This window comes from Ewingella americana ATCC 33852 (assembly GCF_000735345.1).
Classification (GTDB): domain Bacteria; phylum Pseudomonadota; class Gammaproteobacteria; order Enterobacterales; family Enterobacteriaceae; genus Ewingella; species Ewingella americana.
Window position 1 is genome coordinate 395,940 of the sequence record NZ_JMPJ01000065.1, and the last position, 17,239, is coordinate 413,178.

The following is a 17,239-nucleotide window of genomic DNA, read 5'->3' on the forward strand; positions in this document are numbered from 1 at the left end:
TTTTTATTTTAAGTTTGCCGTTATCTTCTCAAATGCTTTAAAAAGCTCATCTTCTGGTGTCGTAGACCTACGCTCAGGAAGAAGTTTTGAAAACTGTTCAAATGTCGAATCGACAATAGCTATTCTTCCATCACCTTGATTTACTGCAGCCAGTAATAACTGTCTAATATCACGATTAAAAGAAGCATTTTCATTAAATGGATCTTTTGTAGATACCATTAACATAAATTCAGGATTTGTTCGAAGAGCCATAGTTAAAGCGTTATTTATATGTTTATCATTAAACCCAAATCCAAGACATAGAACAGCAGTTCTTGGTTGCTTTAACATTTCTAAAAAAGACGTCATCATATCTAAATACGGCGAATCGTAGGAAGTTTGGTACTTACTACTACTTGGATAGATAAAAACCGGTTCTCCCTTATTACTCTCGACTCCTAATTTCTGAACTCGTCCATTAACTCTTCTCCAGTCAACAGAACCATGCATCTTATACAGATGCATTACATTAGGAATATAAGCACCTTCACTATTCCTGGAATGCCGCCTATTGACGATGTCATAATTAAACCACATTGGGTTAAAAAATGAAGGATTGGTAAATTCGAAACCATCGATCACAACGAAACCAACGTTAGATGCTGATTGCTCGAAAGCCAAATCATAATTTGTAGTAAATATTTTCAATCTTTGTTGCTGAGCACTCCTTCTAGCTACTGCTCGGATAAATTTATCATGGCTAATCCAGCCAGCAACATCCTGTATTTTATCAGCAAAGTTTGTCTTTTCCAGTATTAACTTTTTTGCTCGCTCAAGGAAACGTTTAACTTGATTTTTCCTTTGAGCAGAGAGATTCCCGACAGATAATGATGAATCACAAAGTGACAACAATAATTCAATATCTGGCTTAGCATTACCATGCTCGTCTTTTACGCTTTGAAGCACATTATATTTCGTTGCTGCTAATACCAATCCAAATAAATTTTCATCATCTTTTTGGCAGTAATCCCACAGATGCCACATACTTGGAGCTATTGGATGTAGCCCCGCCTTATTGAAAGTTAATGAAGTCCCTGAACCTGCTAATACAACAAGATTTTCAGCATCCAATATTTTGTTTACGAATCGATAATATGGAGTAAACTCCTCATCAAAATCATCACTATCCAAGTTTAATTCAATTGGTTCAATCCGATTTGACTCCGGGTTTCTTTTCACATCAGAGGATATAAAACCAATCTTGTTTTTAATCTCCATACTCCCTCACTCAGAATTAACAGGAACAATTAAAAAATATATATTTTTCCTTTTAAGAGGATTCTAACCGTTTTTAGAGCGTGAATCATTGTTGTATTTGCTTAATCTTATAAACGTCCAGATGGAGGAATCTCTTTCTCAAAAGGTTTCAGAATCTGGGCAGTTACGGTATGTGATGGCAACACAGCTCTTTCCTGCGGTGTTTTATCAACATTGATCATTTGTATTCCCATTTGACGAATATGAAAAGCAATTTGCTGCCAGCGGCGCAACCATCGCTCCTCTTTAAGTTTATAAGCTTCTAACTCAGTTTTAAGACGTTCAATCTCAACTTGCAACTCTTTAGCTTCTTTTGTTGCTTGCCCCCTAGTCTTGACCAACCCCTTTGACAGCACTCTCTTGGCAATATCATAAGCAGCTTTGATTTCGGACTTCGACTGAAGCGATTGGCGGCTAAAACTAAAACGCTTCTCCAGCATTGCCCAAGTGAGCTTAGAGCCAACCTCGCCCATTGCCCATCGCTCAAGATCGGAAACGATCATATTTATGTCACTATCGGACATTCGTCTAAAACGTTTAACCATGCCCTACCTCATTAAAATATTGTTCGGGGTCGAAGTGCTCAACCCCATTGTCAGCCAACTGTGCGCCGAGGGTTTTAATTTTTTTTTCATTGTACGCTAGCCAATCAGCGCTCTTTTTCGGGTTCTTACTGTTCAAGTGATTTTCTGCATTGTGTCGAGCTAGAACCGTAAGCGCATATTGCCGTTTTTGCTCATCAAGCCGTTCTTTATCATCTTTGATCCACACGTAGTCCTTACAATTGGCAGAACATTGCAAATGGCGCTCACAGGGTGTTTGAGAGAAGTTGTGGATACAGATACCCGTACCGACATCATGCACAGCCTGAATTCGCGCTCTCAGAATGGCATCCTGGATTTCTATAGGAACAACTTTAATTTGTTCAGCTACCAGGCCTCCAACCAAGCCTTTTTTGATGTCTTCACGGAGCGTCAGTGCTCGCTTTTCACGGGATGTATGCTGATAAGCTTTGGTGTCTCTTGGATTAGTTCTACCAAACCATTCGGTCTGCAGCAGATCACTTAACCCGCCTTCATCAAGCAGGGTATTGAGCGTATGGCGGAAGTGGTGACTGGTGAAGCCTACCTCGATACTACTGGAAGCGTATTCGGCAGCAAGCGCAGGGAAATAACGGAGGAAGGTAGAAAACATGCACTGGCTACAGCTTATGGCCAGCCAATGAGCGTACCTCCCACTAGAAAGTCCCAGAGGGCGAATGAATAAAAGATCTTTTAGGTAGTATTCTTTACCAAATTGATCCGTATGGAAGGCCGATAAATATGCTTCCGAGAAATCACGAAAACAGTATTCAACCAATCCATTTTTGTAAGTGTAAAAAAAGGGGTTTACAAGCTTAACTCCCTGCTTGGTTAATGCGCTATGATCTGGCCACGCGAAGTTTTGCTTCCTGAGCCAGCCAGTTGTGCCTAAAACAGTATGACTGATCCCCAATTCAGCTAAATCAGCAGCAAATAGCTTCTTATCTTCCTGTATGGCGTCTAAAAACCTAATATCAGGCCCACCAATTTTATGCATTTCTTCCGCTATTGAACGCGCTTTAAATGTAATTTCCGCTAATTCGACGAGCACATCATTGACGATAAGAGTCACTTCGGATGGTAAGTAAAGCCTGCGCTTTGGGGTGAAAGCATCACCACGACTTGCTTTTCGCGGGAAGTATTCGATATAGCGGTTACCTTCATCATCAAAAGACAATTGCTGATTGGGTAATAGTGAAATCTCACTGAATCTCCTACCTGTGCAAGCAAGTAACGTTAACATCAGAATATAGAAGCGATACTTATGATCGTTGGGAACGTTTAAGTAGAGTTCGCCGATGACTCGAAACACAGAGGGATCGACTAGTTTGTCCGACTTCGTCTCCAGAACATCAGGATCATCTAACCTTTTATAATTTATCCCTCCCGTGCTAGTTGGACGCTTCATTTTAGCGTACTTGTACTGCAATAAAACTCTGCATAAACCATTGGCATCACAGTGTGCCGAGAACTCTGCAACATGCTTGTGAAGGTTATAGGCGGTTGTATCACTGTAGTGTTTCGAAATTAGCGTGCACGCATTATCCAGCGACTCTGGCGTCAGTATGGCCAACTCTTGACCGATCTGTTTCGCAGCAAATGAGACATATCCAATAGCGGTAATGAAATTACGCTGATTGGATGTTGATTGATGCTTTCTGTGGAACCTGAGAACGAATAGCGCCTTGGCAACCACCTCCCAGCAACCATCTAGTGGCTCAGAGCCCAGCTTCGGAGATAGCGAAAAACCAAAAGAGGCTGATTTCGTGTTTTTGCCAGTTAACTTGACCAGGCGCCCTGCATCGACTTGCCACTCGGGGTCATCCCAAACAGCCGACTCAAACCCTACTAGTTTCATTAGCTTTGCTTTGCTGACTAAAGATTTGAGGTTTTTATTCCTGTCACGCTCAAGACGATCGACGAAAGGGACGATCTTAGCCTTGCGATTAGAGCGACCATCAGACACTGTCTCCCCCTTCCTCACAGAGTTTGGCTACTTGTGCAACCGCTGCGATCACCTCATCAAGCTGTATGCCCAGTCGCGCATTCTCGTACTTTTTTAAACGCTCTTCACGACCAGCCAGCAAGCATTCCAGTATATGTTCATGGTTAGCGTGCCGATAAGGCTGAAATTTTGGACATAGATAACATGAGTAAGGTGGATCAAGGTGGCAAACACTGGATTCACCGCACACACCAATACCAGCCTGAATAGTAGGGTTTTGCTCATCGAAGAACTCTAGATGCTTGTCATCTCGCTCACCATTGACAGCATTTTCATCACTATTGATTAGTCTGCCTCTGAAAAAATTGAGGTACGTCGAGAATCCTTTCGCTGTCGCCTTGTCAAGGTGTTTAACTATTCTTCCTGCCATCTCAAAATAGACATTCACGTGCTGGGTATCAGTATGATCCAGTATTCTGGCAAGCTCACGCTTACTGATCCCTTCGGCAGCCAAGCCTGTTGCCAAGGTGTAGCGCAGTCGCCTTGGAGTAACGCGCATTAATTCACCAGTGAGAGGTGAGATAATATTGTGACGCTTTACGAATGCACTGAGTAAACGTGATATATCGCTGCTTGTCAGATTAAATGCATTATCAAGATCTTTGGATAAAATGGCCGCTTTATTTCCATTCCTGTTAATTAGCAATGGTCGCTCTTCCGGATTAACAAAGGCCCTATCTGCAAAGCTCAACGGCACCAACTTACTAAGTTCAATCAACTGCTCGATCATTGCACCAAAATGTGGATCGAGATATTCATCCAAAAGATCGTCTCTTGGATTCACAAATCGCTTTTTAATTCTCGGCATGCGAATGATGTAACACGGGTCCTCACCTCCGGGAGCAAGCCTTTCAAAATCAGACTCACGTAGAAATGTTAGGTTAGCTGGGTTACGACCAAATGCTATGGAAAGGGCAACCACAACCCTCTGATGCAAATGCTCTAATGATCGCCCCTCATCCGATTTAAGTGCATTGACTAAGAGAGGTAGCTCAATAGACTTGTTCAGAGGACCACCTTCAGGATCTTCCATCCGAACAGCTTCACCTTTCGGGTTCCCTGGTAGTTCTAGGGCCTCGAGTTCCTGCGCATAAATTTCCGAAAAGCCATATTCTGGATTGTTGTCCGCGCTCCAGATGTACCATTGTATGGGCCTGTACATTGCCCATAATTTTTTTGTGAACGAGCACGATTGATAGCGATTTCAAACAGATCTATTAGGTGCGACTCTGTATCAACTTGAGGTGTTGGGTTACCCCAATGTCTCAGCACCTCTCTCCAGACATCCTGATACACTGCATAGCCCGCATGGGTCGATATTCGTTTAAGTCGGTCGGCAACATGACCTTTGAACGATTCTCTAATGTTGGAGTTAATAATCTTTTTGAAATTCAGGGTTGAATTATCCCGCGCTGAATATGGCAATCTCCAAATATCATCTGATATATCAACTTCCTTTCCTTCACGAGTAATTAGCATCTCTATCTCAGGCCAAAATTGCCCGGCAGCCTGTATTTTCGATGATCTTGTGTTCACTCCGGCTACCTCTCTGACATTATTTCAGCCTGGTACCGCTTCAACGACTTGATTGCCTGCTCTTCTACTTCTTGGGCTATGTAAGTATCTTGTGAATCCAAACTACTATCGCCACGCAGCAAGGCCAGCGCTTCTCGTCTGCGCTGTTCATCCATTCCTGAAGCACGCAACACCCGCTCAAGCCGGGATGAAAATGTATGCCTAAGAGACTTGGCCGTTAAGTTGTCAGGAAGATGATCAGCATATTGCGATCGCAACAACTGAAAAAATTGTGTAATTGAGGATTGCGACAAAGGCCTCCCCTCATCACTCAAGATTAAATAATCTGATTCGTCTTGGTTTTTACTTTCAAGGACTTCACGCCAAGTAACAATGTACTCATTCAAAGTAAATGCAAATTGCTTATTTTCAATCGGAATGATTCGACCATTTCGCTTTATTTGAGGCCTGGGTCGCCTAACATCTAGCGGGTCTGCTGGTCTACGCTCAACCTTTATCGCCGAAATCGCACCAAATTGAATATCTTCTACCCTGAGGCTAAGCAACTCACCTGGCCTTAAACCACAAAATAGCATCAGCCCAACAGATATATAATTTCTAAACTTTACAGCAGAATCTCGTCCAAAACCCTGATCAGATTCGGGGTGCAATACCTCAAGCAAGAAATCAACTTCAGCCTCATTTAGGCCCTTTCGAAGGCTCTTTCTCATTGGCGTGGCAGACATAAAGCTACCATCCAACGTTTTGAGCAAAAATGACTTTCTCTCCCTTAAACGCTCATAGTCCAAGGAAGATAGGGGCAACTGACTAATCAGCACAACCATGCACCAACTGATAAATTGTCGGATAGTGGTTAACCGTTGATTAAAGGTGTTAGGCGCTACTGCACTTATACGTCCATTGGACTGATCGATTCTTAACGCTTCGACCAAACCACCTTTTAATTCCGCTTCGTTGAATGAGTTTTGAGCCAGTAATTTCGCAGATAGATCACAATTTGATTTATCCAGCCAACGATAGAGCACTGACAGCTCTCTCAAATTCCGAACCAACGTATTGGTACTAAGGGAGCGTCGGGCCAGGATAAATTCATTGGGTAAAACAACTGGCATACCAGAAGCATCCAGCATCATTGGTATTTGCTCACCGGTGTTGTGCGTGACCAACTCTATTTTCATTACACCACCATTGTTAACAAAACAAGGATAGCTGCAAAACCCATTTTTACAATATATTTAATTATACGATTTCACAAAAACACAGAACTATGTAGTACAAAAAAGCCCTTCAAATGTTTACACACTTAAAGGGCTTAATTTTTCATTTGTCATTAGTAAAATCAATCTGTTAAATAAACCAGATTAAGAATTACTTAACAACAATCACTTTATGTCATTCAGAACGGGATATCGTCGTCGAAATCCATTGGTGGTTCGTTGCTCTGTGCTGGCGCGTTGTTTTGCGCAGCTGGGCGAGATTGCTGACCGCCGCTGAACTGGTTGCCGCCTTGTGGCTGCTGCGGCTGGCCCCAACCGCTCTGGCCGCCAGAAGCCTGACCGCCGCCTGCTGGTGCGCCGCCGCCGGCACGACCGCCAAGCATCTGCATGGTGCCGCCCACGTTAACAACCACTTCGGTGGTGTATTTTTCAACGCCAGCCTGATCGGTCCATTTACGGGTTTGCAGTGCACCTTCGATGTAAACCTGAGAGCCTTTTTTCAGGTATTCGCCTGCCACTTCAGCCAGCTTGCCGAACAACACCACGCGGTGCCATTCAGTTTTTTCTTTCTGCTCGCCGGTCGCTTTGTCACGCCAGCTTTCAGATGTCGCCAGAGTGATATTGGCTACGGCGCCGCCGTTAGGCATGTAGCGAACTTCTGGGTCTTGACCCAAGTTACCGACGAGAATGACTTTGTTTACGCCTCTGCTGGCCATGTGGATTCTCCTGATGATGTATGTCGTGGTTGAAACCACAGTTTGAAGGTGAGGAATTCACTTTGTGCCATTATAACCATAAAACGCAGCGTCCGTACCAAGGATGTCATTCGTTGGAAGATTCATTCCAGATTGTTTATGAAACCCACTATCGTTGCATGGGATACTGGATATACATTCAGGTTTTCTTGTGCGAGGAGATTTGTTTTGTGTCATAATTGCCCGTTATGTTCTTTCTCTGTGCCCGATTCGTTGACCGCCGCGATACAGATTGAGCGACGGCCACCGGCACGGTGAGCTATCACGTTAATCCGGGAATGATGAATGGATAAGATCGAAGTTCGGGGCGCACGCACCCATAATCTCAAGAATATCAACCTGATTATCCCGCGCGACAAACTGATTGTTGTCACCGGCTTATCGGGTTCAGGCAAGTCCTCACTGGCGTTTGATACCCTCTATGCGGAAGGCCAGCGTCGTTACGTTGAGTCGCTGTCAGCCTATGCTCGCCAATTTTTATCCTTAATGGAAAAACCGGACGTTGACCACATCGAAGGTCTCTCTCCGGCGATTTCGATTGAGCAGAAATCCACGTCGCACAACCCGCGTTCGACGGTCGGTACCATCACTGAAATTCACGACTACCTGCGCCTGCTGTTTGCCCGCGTGGGTGAGCCACGCTGCCCGGACCACAACGTGCCGCTGTCAGCCCAGACCGTCAGCCAGATGGTCGACAATGTGCTTGCGCAGCCGGAAGGCCAGCGCCTGATGTTACTGGCGACCATCATTAAAGATCGCAAAGGCGAGCACACCAAGACGCTGGAGAATCTGGCGGCGCAGGGTTATATCCGCGCGCGTATTGATGGCGAAGTCTGTGACCTGTCTGATCCCCCGAAGCTGGAGTTGCAGAAAAAGCACACCATTGAAGTGGTAGTGGATCGCTTTAAAGTGCGCGAAGACATCGCCCAGCGTCTTGCGGAGTCTTTTGAAACTGCGCTAGAGCTCTCCGGCGGCACCGCCGTGGTCGCTGATATGGATGACCCGAAAGCCGACGAGATGCTGTTCTCCGCCAACTTTGCTTGCCCGATTTGTGGCTACAGCATGAGTGAGCTGGAACCGCGCATGTTCTCGTTCAACAACCCGGCCGGTGCCTGCCAGACCTGTGACGGCTTGGGCGTACAGCAGTTCTTCGACCCTGAACGCGTGGTGCAAAACCCTGAGCTTTCGCTGGCGGGTGGCGCAATTCGTGGTTGGGATCGCCGCAACTTCTACTACTTCCAGATGCTGCGCTCCTTGGGCGAGCACTATAAATTCGACGTGGAAGCGCCTTATAGCGAACTGAGCAGCGACGTGAAACACGCCATCCTGCACGGCTCCGGCAAGGACACCATCGAGTTCAAATACATTAACGATCGCGGTGATACCTCGATTCGTCGCCATCCGTTCGAAGGCGTGCTGCACAACATGGAGCGCCGCTATAAAGAGACGGAATCCAGCGCGGTGCGCGAAGAGTTAGCCAAATACATCAGCAATCGCCCATGTGCGTCCTGTAAAGGCACCCGCCTGCGTGAAGAAGCGCGCCACGTGTTTGTGCAGGAGACCACGCTGCCGCAGATTTCTGATTTCAGCATTGGTCATGCGATGGAATTCTTCCAAAACATGAAACTCAGCGGCCAGCGCGCCAAGATTGCTGAGAAAGTGTTGAAGGAGATTGGCGACCGCCTGAAGTTCTTGGTCAACGTCGGGCTGAACTACCTCTCCCTCTCCCGCTCGGCAGAAACCCTGTCCGGCGGCGAGGCGCAGCGCATCCGTCTGGCTAGCCAGATTGGTGCGGGTTTGGTAGGCGTAATGTACGTGCTGGATGAACCGTCAATCGGCCTGCATCAGCGCGATAACGAACGCCTGCTGGAAACCCTGATCCACCTGCGTGACCTCGGAAACACGGTGATTGTGGTCGAGCACGACGAAGATGCGATCCGCGCCGCAGATTATGTCATCGACATCGGTCCGGGCGCTGGCGTCCACGGCGGTGAAGTGGTGGCTGAAGGTTCGGTGGATCAAATCATGGCGGTGGAAGAGTCGCTGACCGGCCAGTTCCTCAGCGGCAAGCGTGAAATCGCGCTGCCGGAGAAACGCGTTCCGGCCGACCCAACCAAAGTGCTGAAGCTGTCTGGCGCTAAGGGCAACAACTTGAAAGATGTCACCCTGACGCTGCCGGTGGGCCTGTTTACCTGTATCACCGGCGTGTCCGGCTCGGGTAAATCGACGCTGATTAACGACACTCTGTTCCCGCTGGCCCAGCGCGAGCTGAACGGCGCGACCATCGCCGAAGCGGCACCTTATCGTGAAATCGACGGTCTGGCGCACTTCGACAAAGTGATCGACATCGACCAGAGCCCAATCGGCCGTACCCCGCGCTCTAACCCGGCGACCTACACCGGCATTTTTACCCCGGTTCGCGAGCTGTTTGCCGGTGTGCCTGAGTCACGCGCGCGAGGCTACAACCCAGGGCGTTTCAGCTTTAACGTCAAGGGCGGGCGCTGCGAAGCCTGTCAGGGCGACGGCGTGATCAAGGTCGAAATGCACTTCTTGCCGGACATTTATGTGCCGTGCGACCAGTGCAAAGGTAAACGCTATAACCGTGAAACGCTGGAAATCAAATACAAGGGCAAGAGCATTCACGAAGTGCTGGAAATGACTATCGAAGAAGCGCGTGATTTCTTCGACGCCGTTCCTGCGCTGGCGCGTAAGCTGCAAACCCTGATGGACGTTGGCCTGACTTACATCTGCCTCGGCCAGTCAGCGACCACGCTGTCCGGCGGTGAAGCCCAGCGTGTGAAACTGGCGCGTGAGCTGTCGAAACGCGGCACCGGCCAGACGCTGTATATTCTGGATGAGCCGACCACCGGTCTGCACTTTGCGGATATTCAGCAGCTGCTGGCGGTATTGCACCAGCTGCGCGACCAAGGCAACACCATCGTGGTTATCGAGCATAATCTGGACGTAATTAAAACGGCGGACTGGATTGTCGATTTAGGCCCGGAAGGCGGCAGCGGCGGCGGTGAGATTCTGGTCTCCGGCACGCCAGAAACCGTGGCGGAGTGCAAAGAGTCGCACACCGCGCGCTTCCTCAAGCCTATCCTTGAGCACCATAAGCAGAAAGCCAAGAAGTCGGCCTAATGCTTCTCACTCCTTCTCCTGCCTTGGGAGAAGGGGTGATCTCCTCGCCTATTCGCTGTGGATCTGCGGCAACTGCCCCAGCCTGTCACAGGCAAAATCCCAAAACGTTCTCACCTTACGCGGCATTCTTTCCACCTTTTGCGCCACCAATTGCACCGGCATCGGCAGTGGTTCTTCGTCGGGCAATAGCCGAACCATCGTCCCTGCGGCCAAATCATCCGCCACCTGATAACTCAGCAGGCGCGCAATACCGTGTCCGGCGCGCACCGCCAGCAGTTGGGACTCGACTTCGTTAAACATCAAACGGGGCGAAAGCTTAACGCGCAGCCCGTCCTCCCTCGGCCCGAAACGCCACTCCCGGCGCGGCGCTTTTAAGGTACTGAGAATGATTTGGTGTTCGGTTAACTCGGCGGGTTCACGCGGCTGGCCATGCTTCGCCACATATTCGCGGCTCGCCACCAGCATGCGAGTCACCTCTCCGACCTTGCGCGCCACCTTGCTCGAATCCTCCAGATGGCCGATGCGGATCGCCAAATCCAGACCTTCGTCAATCAGGTCTACATTGCGGTCATTCAGCAGCATTTCTATTTGCATATCAGGGTGTAACGTGAGGAACTCCATCACCAGCGGGGCGATGTGCTTGCGGCCAAACTGCACCGGCGCGGTGATGCGTAACAGGCCGCTGAGCTGGGTTTCGGCGGTGTCGAGCAGGGCTTCTTGATAGTGGCCAATCAAGCGTTGCGCCTTCTCCGCCAGCCGCGCTCCGGCCTCGGTCGGCGCGAGCCGTCGCGTAGTGCGCTCAACCAGCCGGGCGCCAAAGCGCTGCTCCAGAGAGGCAATCGCGCGAGTGATGGCCGGAGCCGAGCGCCGGGTTTTACGCGCCGCCTCGGCCAGACTGCCGTATTGCAGCACGGCCACGAAAATTTCCAGCTCGTCTAAACGGTCCATAGATTCTTCCACAAACTGCAACGGTATATTTCAATATTGGCGGATTCACTTTGTTTGTTGCAAGAGTAATCTGTAGATAACCCGAACAAGGAGAATCACTGATGCCGCACATTAAACTTTACGCCACCCCGCTGTCTGGTCACTGCCACCGCGTGGTTTTACTGCTCAACATGCTCAGCCTGCCGTTCGAATATATCGATGCGCCTGCGACGCTGCGCCAAACCGACGAATTCAAAAAACTGAGCCCGCTGGCGCAAGTTCCAGTGCTGGTTGATGGTGAGCTGGTGCTGACCGACAGCAACGCCATCATGGTTTATCTGGTGAAACGCTACGCGCCAGACAGCCACTGGCTGCCGGAAGACGCGGTTGAAGCCGCTCAGGTGCAGCAGTGGTTGTCAAAAGCCGCCGGTGAGATCCGCTACGGCGTGGCATCTGCCCGCATGGTGACTCAGTTCAAAGCACCGGAAAACTACGACGCGGCGATTGCCGTTGCACGCAAGTTCTTGCCTCATCTGGAAGCCCATTTGAGCCAGCACGAGTTTCTGGCGACCGATAAAGCAACCATCGCCGATCTGGCCTGCTCTTGCTATGTCAAAACTGCGCCAGAGGGCGGCATTTCTCTCGCCAATTATCCGTCGATTCGTCGCTGGCTCGCGCACATTGAAAAACTGCCCGGCTACCAGCCGCAGCCAGAGCTGACGCGACCTGCCGAAGTGATCTAACAGCCATATTAAGCCAGTAAGTCGGGGTGGATAATGAGCGAATCCTTAGTGGTGAATGATGTTTTCCATCCTGACGAACGACGGGCGCAGGCACTGGCGCAGTTTGATATCAAAAGCGCGCCAATCCGCCCCGCCATGCCGGAGCAGCACCGGACGTTTTTCGCCGGTTTACCCTATTTGCTGGCTTCCACCATTGATGATGAAGGCTGGCCGCTGACGACACTTTTCACCGGCCCGCCGGGCTTTGTCAGCTCGCCGGACGATACGCATCTACGCATTAATGCCCCGCGTCGGCAGGATGACCCGGCGCTGAACGCCATGTTCTCCGGTAAAGAGATTGGCATTTTAGGGATCGACTTCTCCAACCGCCGCCGTAACCGAGCCAACGGGCGGATCGGCCGGATGGATAAGAACCGTATTGAGATCGCGATAGATCAAAGCTTCGGCAACTGCCCGAAATACATTCAGATCCGCGAGATCTACCCCGTGGACAGCACGACGCCGCCTGCTGCCAGAGAGGATCTGGCCCAGATGGACGACCAAGCGCGGGCGCTGATTAGCCGCGCCGACACTCTGTTTGTCGCCTCTCACGCCTACAGCGAAAAAGCGCAGGGCGGCGCGGATGTCTCGCATCGCGGCGGGCAAGCGGGCTTTGTGAAGATAGACGGAAATCGCCTGTGGATCCCGGATTTCGTCGGCAACAAGTTTATGAATACGTTGGGAAATCTTCTGGCTAAGCCGAAGGCTGCCCTGCTGTTCCCCGACTTCGACACTGGCGATATTCTGCATTTGCAGGGCACCACGGAGATTGTCTGGCAGCCAGAAACGATTAAAGGCCCCGAAGGAGCCCAGCGTTATTGGTGTGTCGATGTCCAGCGGGCGTGGCGCTTTCGTCAGGCACTGCCTTGGCGCGGGCGCAACGTGGAGTATTCACCCGCCTCGTTAGGCACCGGCCAGTGGTAGCGCTACGCGCCTAAACCGTGGCGCGTCTCTTCCGGCAGAGCAGCTACCACCAGCTGATAAGAGCTGTCTATCAGGTAGTAAAACTGCGAATCCGGCAAGTCGCCATCGATATAAATAGTGTTCCAGTGCGCCTTGTTCAGCTTATCGCCGGGGATCACGCATTCGTGCTTGGCCCGCAGGTCGTCGGCCAATTCGGCACTGGTTTTGAGCGAAATCGCCTGCCGCCCGTTGCATTCGCAAAACATGGCAAACATCACGTCCGCCACTTTAATTTGGTTAGCGCCGCGCTGGGTATTCTGCGTGGCCTCCGCGCCCGGCTTCCCCAGACAATAATCGAGTAATTCCTCATTGGTCATTTTGTTCATTCCCCTTGCAAGGTAGCGACGATCCGGCGCTGTCCGCCGTCGATCCGGTGTTCGCCCAGCCAGATGCCTTGCCAGGTGCCTAACACCAGTTTGCCCTTCGAAACGGGCAGCATTAATGATGCCCCCAAAAGTGACGATTTAATGTGACCCGGCATATCGTCTCGCCCTTCGTAATCGTGCTCATAGGGCGCGTTTTCCGGCACGCTGCGCATGAAATGCTGCTCCATGTCCACGCGAACCGTCGGATCGCAGTTTTCATTCAGCGTCAGCGACGCCGAGGTGTGCTGGATAAACAGATGCAACAAGCCAATTTGCACCTCGTGCAGACGCTGGATTTGACTGACCACTTCGTCAGTCACCAGATGAAAACCGCGCGATTTCGCACTAAGGGTGAAGGTCTGCTGATGCCACATAATCTCTCCTGCCAAAACGGTTGCTCGTTAAGGATAGCAGCCAATAAAAAAGGCCGACATTGCTGTCGGCCCTTAAAAACGCTTCCCGCAGAAAAATCAGAGTGCAGGAAGGATGGCGAGAATTACTGAACGGCGGCGAATGCCTCAGCAACCTGCTTCACGTTATGGTGATTCAGGCCCGCCATGCAGACGCGGCCGCTGGCAATCAGGTATACGCCGAACTCTTCACGCAGGCGGTCAACCTGCGCCACGCTGAAGCCGGTGTAGCTGAACATGCCGCGCTGTTGCAGCAGGTAATCAAAGTTACGGTTCGGCAGCGAGACTTTCAGGCTGTTGACCAGCGTCTGGCGCATTTCGAGAATACGCGAACGCATGTTTTCCACTTCGCTCAGCCATTGGGCTTTCAGTTGGGTGTCATTCAGCACTTTCGCTACTACCTGCGCACCAAAGTTTGGCGGGCTGGAGTAGTTACGGCGCACGGTGGCTTTCAACTGGCCGAGCACGCGACCGGCTGATTCAGCATTTTCACACACCACGGACAGGCCGCCAACGCGCTCGCCGTACAGCGAGAAAATCTTGGAAAAGGAGTTGCTGACGAAGCACGTCACGCCCGCCGCCGCCATTTCACGAATGGCATAAACGTCTTCGTCGATACCCGCGCCGTAGCCCTGATAAGCGATGTCGAGGAAGGGGATCAGGTCGCGCTGTTTCGCGATTTCAATCACTTGGTCCCACTGCGCTGGGGTCAGGTCAGAACCCGTTGGGTTGTGGCAGCACGGGTGCAGCAAGACGATGCTCTGCGCTGGCAGGGTTTTCAGCGTCTCGAGCATACCGGCGAAGTTCACGCCGAGGCTTGTTGGATCAAAGTACGGGTAAGTGTGAACCTTGAAACCCGCGCCGCTAAAGATAGCCACGTGGTTATCCCAGGTTGGGTCGCTCACCCAGACTTCTGAATTCGGGAAGTAGGTTTTCAGGAAATCAGCACCAACTTTCAGCGCGCCTGAGCCGCCAACGGTCTGAATAGTCGCAATGCGCCCCTCTTTCAGCGCCGGGTGTTCAGCCCCAAATAACAGCGTCTGAATCGCGCTGCGGTAGGCCGGCAAGCCGTCCATCGGCAAGTAGACTGACGCCGCCTGAGGCTGGGCGTTCAGCCATTCCTCCGCGGCCGCCACCGAAGGCAATTGAGGGATAATACCTTGCTCGTCGTAATACAAACCGATGCTCAGGTTAACCTTCTTCTCTCTTGGATCATTTTTGAAACTGTCCATCAGTGACAGGATCGGGTCACCCGCATAGGCATCGACATGTTGGAACACGGTATACATCTCCTCGGTGGTTTATTTTCAGATGATCGACTTCAGCGAATCTCTATCCAGCGCCGCGCAGTCGCGGCGGCGGTGCGATTAGGGTCGATCACATGATTCAGCTTGCTTCACAGACTAACAAAGTTTGTTAAAAAAAATGACTACTATATGGTGTCAATTTACGAACATTATTCGTGCGTCAAATCTGCGTGAGAGCTGCTGTTCACGGAACTTTTCAATCACGAAATCCACAAAAACTCGGGTCTTTGCGGGCAGCATTTTATGGGTCGGAAAATAGAGCGACAGCGAGCCGTTTTCGGCATACCAATTGGGCAGCACGCGAACCAGCCGACCACTCTCCAGATAGGGCAGTAAATTGGGTAAGCTGGCGACCACGATGCCCAATCCCATCACCGCCGCCTCGCAGCAAGCCTCTGGCTCGTTGAAGGTCATTCGTTCCGGCAGCGAAATAGCGGCCTGACGGTCTTGGCTGTCGCGCAGGATAAAATTACGCACTCGCCCGGTCTGCGGCGAACGAATGCGGATCCCCTCGCCAAAGGCTAAATCTTCGGGTTCGACAAAAGCAGGCTTACGGGCAAGGTAAGCGGGCGACGCGGCCAAAACGGTATGCGCGGGCGCGAGTTCACGGGCGACAATCCCCTGCGGCAGTTCAAATCCCCCGCCAATTGCGGCATCAAACCGCTCGCCAATCAGGTCGATTTTACGATTATCAAATTCCCAATCCGGGCGAATAAGAGGGTAGCGGCCCAAAAACTCGTCCAGCAAAGGCAGTAAATAGTGAATACCAAAGTGCGTGCCGACGCTCACCTTCAATGACCCTGAAGGATGCTGCCCGCTGCTGTCCAGACTGTTCATCGCCCTCTGAATCGATGCCAAGCCACCACGAACCTCAAGCAAAAAGCGCTCGCCCGCTTCGGTTAGCGTAAGTTTTCGCGTGCTGCGCTGGAAGAGCCGCACCCCAAGCTGGGCTTCCAGCGTGGTCACATTTTTGCCCACCGCGGCTGAGGTCAATGCCAAACGCCGCCCCGCCGCCGAAAAACTGCCGGTATCGGCACTCTCAACAAAGCATTCCAGATGATTAATCATGCTCTTAGCCCATTTCAAACTTTTGGTTTGAAATGATTATAGCGATTACTGGCTATTCCTAACCTAATTTCAGGTCAATACTTGTCTCCATCAACACCTCTTCCTAATGATTTGGAGATATACCATGAACACCACAACACATTCTGCTTCACTGGCTGGCAAAGTCGCTTTCGTCCAAGGCGGCGCACGGGGTATCGGCGCGGCTATCGTGCGCCGTTTAGCTGAGGAAGGCGCGAGCGTGGCCTTCACCTACGTCTCTTCGGCAGACAAAGCCAAGGCGCTGGCGGAAGACGTTGAAAAAGCGGGCGGCAAAGCCTTAGCGATTCAGGCCGACAGCGCCAGTGAGCAGGCCGTTCGTCTGGCTGTCACACAGGCGGCCAAGCATTTCGGTCACTTAGATATTTTGGTCAATAACGCCGGAGTTTTGGCCGTCGCGCCGCTCGACGAATTCAGCATGGAAGACTTTGACCGCACGCTGGCCATCAATGTGCGCAGCGTGTTTGTTGCCAGTCAGGAAGCGGCGCGCCACATGCCGGAAGGCGGGCGTATCATCAATATCGGCAGCACCAACGCAGATCGCATGCCTTTCGCCGGTGGCGCGGTGTATGCCATGAGTAAATCAGCGATTGTGGGCCTCACTAAGGGTTTGGCGCGGGATTTAGGCACTCGTGGGATAACTGTAAATAACGTTCAGCCCGGCCCGGTCGATACCGATATGAACCCGGCAGCAGGTGAAATGGCCGATGAGTTAACTAAGCTGATTGCGGTAAACCGTTATGGCAAAGACAGCGAAATCGCTGCCTTTGTGGCTTTCCTTTCTGGCCCCGAGGCGGGTTATATCAGCGGAGCCAGCCTGACTATCGACGGTGGTTTCGGCGCCTGATAC

15 protein-coding genes are annotated in these 17,239 nt (G+C 50.8%); 4 read left to right on the plus strand and 11 right to left on the minus strand.

The window, feature by feature from the left end; all coding sequences use genetic code 11:
• Positions 1–3: 3 nt before the first annotated feature.
• From GEAM_RS16255 to ssb1, 6 genes are all read right to left on the minus strand, one after another.
• Entirely contained in the window at positions 4–1,257 is a 1,254-nt protein-coding gene (locus GEAM_RS16255; protein ID WP_034793422.1) for an SIR2 family protein, read from the minus strand.
• Between the two features lie 107 nt (positions 1,258–1,364).
• Positions 1,365–1,841, minus strand: coding sequence for a hypothetical protein (locus GEAM_RS16260; RefSeq protein ID WP_034793423.1), 477 nt, complete (start codon positions 1,839–1,841; stop codon positions 1,365–1,367).
• Positions 1,834–3,843 (minus strand): integrase, encoded by a 2,010-nt coding sequence (locus GEAM_RS16265; RefSeq protein WP_034793424.1) that lies wholly within the window; start codon positions 3,841–3,843, stop codon positions 1,834–1,836. The genes GEAM_RS16260 and GEAM_RS16265 overlap by 8 nt, the downstream gene beginning before the upstream one ends.
• Positions 3,836–4,915, minus strand: coding sequence for a tyrosine-type recombinase/integrase (locus GEAM_RS16270; protein ID WP_244956638.1), 1,080 nt, complete (start codon positions 4,913–4,915; stop codon positions 3,836–3,838). The genes GEAM_RS16265 and GEAM_RS16270 overlap by 8 nt, the downstream gene beginning before the upstream one ends.
• Before the next feature lie 508 nt (positions 4,916–5,423).
• Positions 5,424–6,596, minus strand: coding sequence for a tyrosine-type recombinase/integrase (locus tag GEAM_RS16275; protein WP_034793425.1), 1,173 nt, complete (start codon positions 6,594–6,596; stop codon positions 5,424–5,426).
• 218 nt (positions 6,597–6,814) lie between these two features.
• Positions 6,815–7,351 carry a single-stranded DNA-binding protein SSB1 gene (gene ssb1, locus GEAM_RS16280; protein ID WP_034793426.1) on the minus strand — a complete coding sequence of 179 codons (537 nt, stop codon included), beginning with the start codon at positions 7,349–7,351 and terminating at the stop codon, positions 6,815–6,817.
• Between the two features lie 324 nt (positions 7,352–7,675).
• On the opposite strand from ssb1, the gene uvrA reads away from it, so the two are divergent.
• On the plus strand, positions 7,676–10,531 hold the full coding sequence (gene uvrA, locus GEAM_RS16285) for an excinuclease ABC subunit UvrA (protein WP_034793427.1): 2,856 nt from the start codon (positions 7,676–7,678) through the stop codon (positions 10,529–10,531).
• Between the two features lie 48 nt (positions 10,532–10,579).
• Here uvrA and GEAM_RS16290 read toward each other — a convergent pair whose 3' ends face one another.
• On the minus strand, positions 10,580–11,479 hold the full coding sequence (locus GEAM_RS16290; RefSeq protein ID WP_034793428.1) for a LysR family transcriptional regulator: 900 nt from the start codon (positions 11,477–11,479) through the stop codon (positions 10,580–10,582).
• Between the two features lie 101 nt (positions 11,480–11,580).
• Here GEAM_RS16290 and GEAM_RS16295 point away from each other — a divergent pair, with 101 nt between their 5' ends.
• Both GEAM_RS16295 and GEAM_RS16300 read left to right on the plus strand, forming a co-directional pair.
• Positions 11,581–12,201, plus strand: a complete 621-nt coding sequence (locus GEAM_RS16295; protein WP_034793430.1) for a glutathione S-transferase family protein — start codon at positions 11,581–11,583, stop codon at positions 12,199–12,201.
• A 33-nt stretch (positions 12,202–12,234) separates the two neighbouring features.
• Positions 12,235–13,164, plus strand: coding sequence for a pyridoxamine 5'-phosphate oxidase family protein (locus GEAM_RS16300; RefSeq protein ID WP_419471237.1), 930 nt, complete (start codon positions 12,235–12,237; stop codon positions 13,162–13,164).
• A gap of 2 nt (positions 13,165–13,166) precedes the next feature.
• Here GEAM_RS16300 and GEAM_RS16305 read toward each other — a convergent pair whose 3' ends face one another.
• From GEAM_RS16305 to GEAM_RS16320, 4 genes are all read right to left on the minus strand, one after another.
• Entirely contained in the window at positions 13,167–13,520 is a 354-nt protein-coding gene (locus GEAM_RS16305; RefSeq protein ID WP_034793604.1) for an MmcQ/YjbR family DNA-binding protein, read from the minus strand.
• 5 nt (positions 13,521–13,525) lie between these two features.
• Entirely contained in the window at positions 13,526–13,942 is a 417-nt protein-coding gene (locus tag GEAM_RS16310; RefSeq protein WP_034793432.1) for a secondary thiamine-phosphate synthase enzyme YjbQ, read from the minus strand.
• Between the two features lie 122 nt (positions 13,943–14,064).
• On the minus strand, positions 14,065–15,258 hold the full coding sequence (locus GEAM_RS16315) for an amino acid aminotransferase (protein WP_034793606.1): 1,194 nt from the start codon (positions 15,256–15,258) through the stop codon (positions 14,065–14,067).
• Between the two features lie 162 nt (positions 15,259–15,420).
• Entirely contained in the window at positions 15,421–16,353 is a 933-nt protein-coding gene (locus GEAM_RS16320) for a LysR family transcriptional regulator (protein WP_034793434.1), read from the minus strand.
• Between the two features lie 124 nt (positions 16,354–16,477).
• Between GEAM_RS16320 and GEAM_RS16325 the strand changes: the two genes are divergently transcribed.
• On the plus strand, positions 16,478–17,236 hold the full coding sequence (locus GEAM_RS16325) for a 3-oxoacyl-ACP reductase family protein (RefSeq protein ID WP_034793435.1): 759 nt from the start codon (positions 16,478–16,480) through the stop codon (positions 17,234–17,236).
• Positions 17,237–17,239 lie beyond the last annotated feature (3 nt).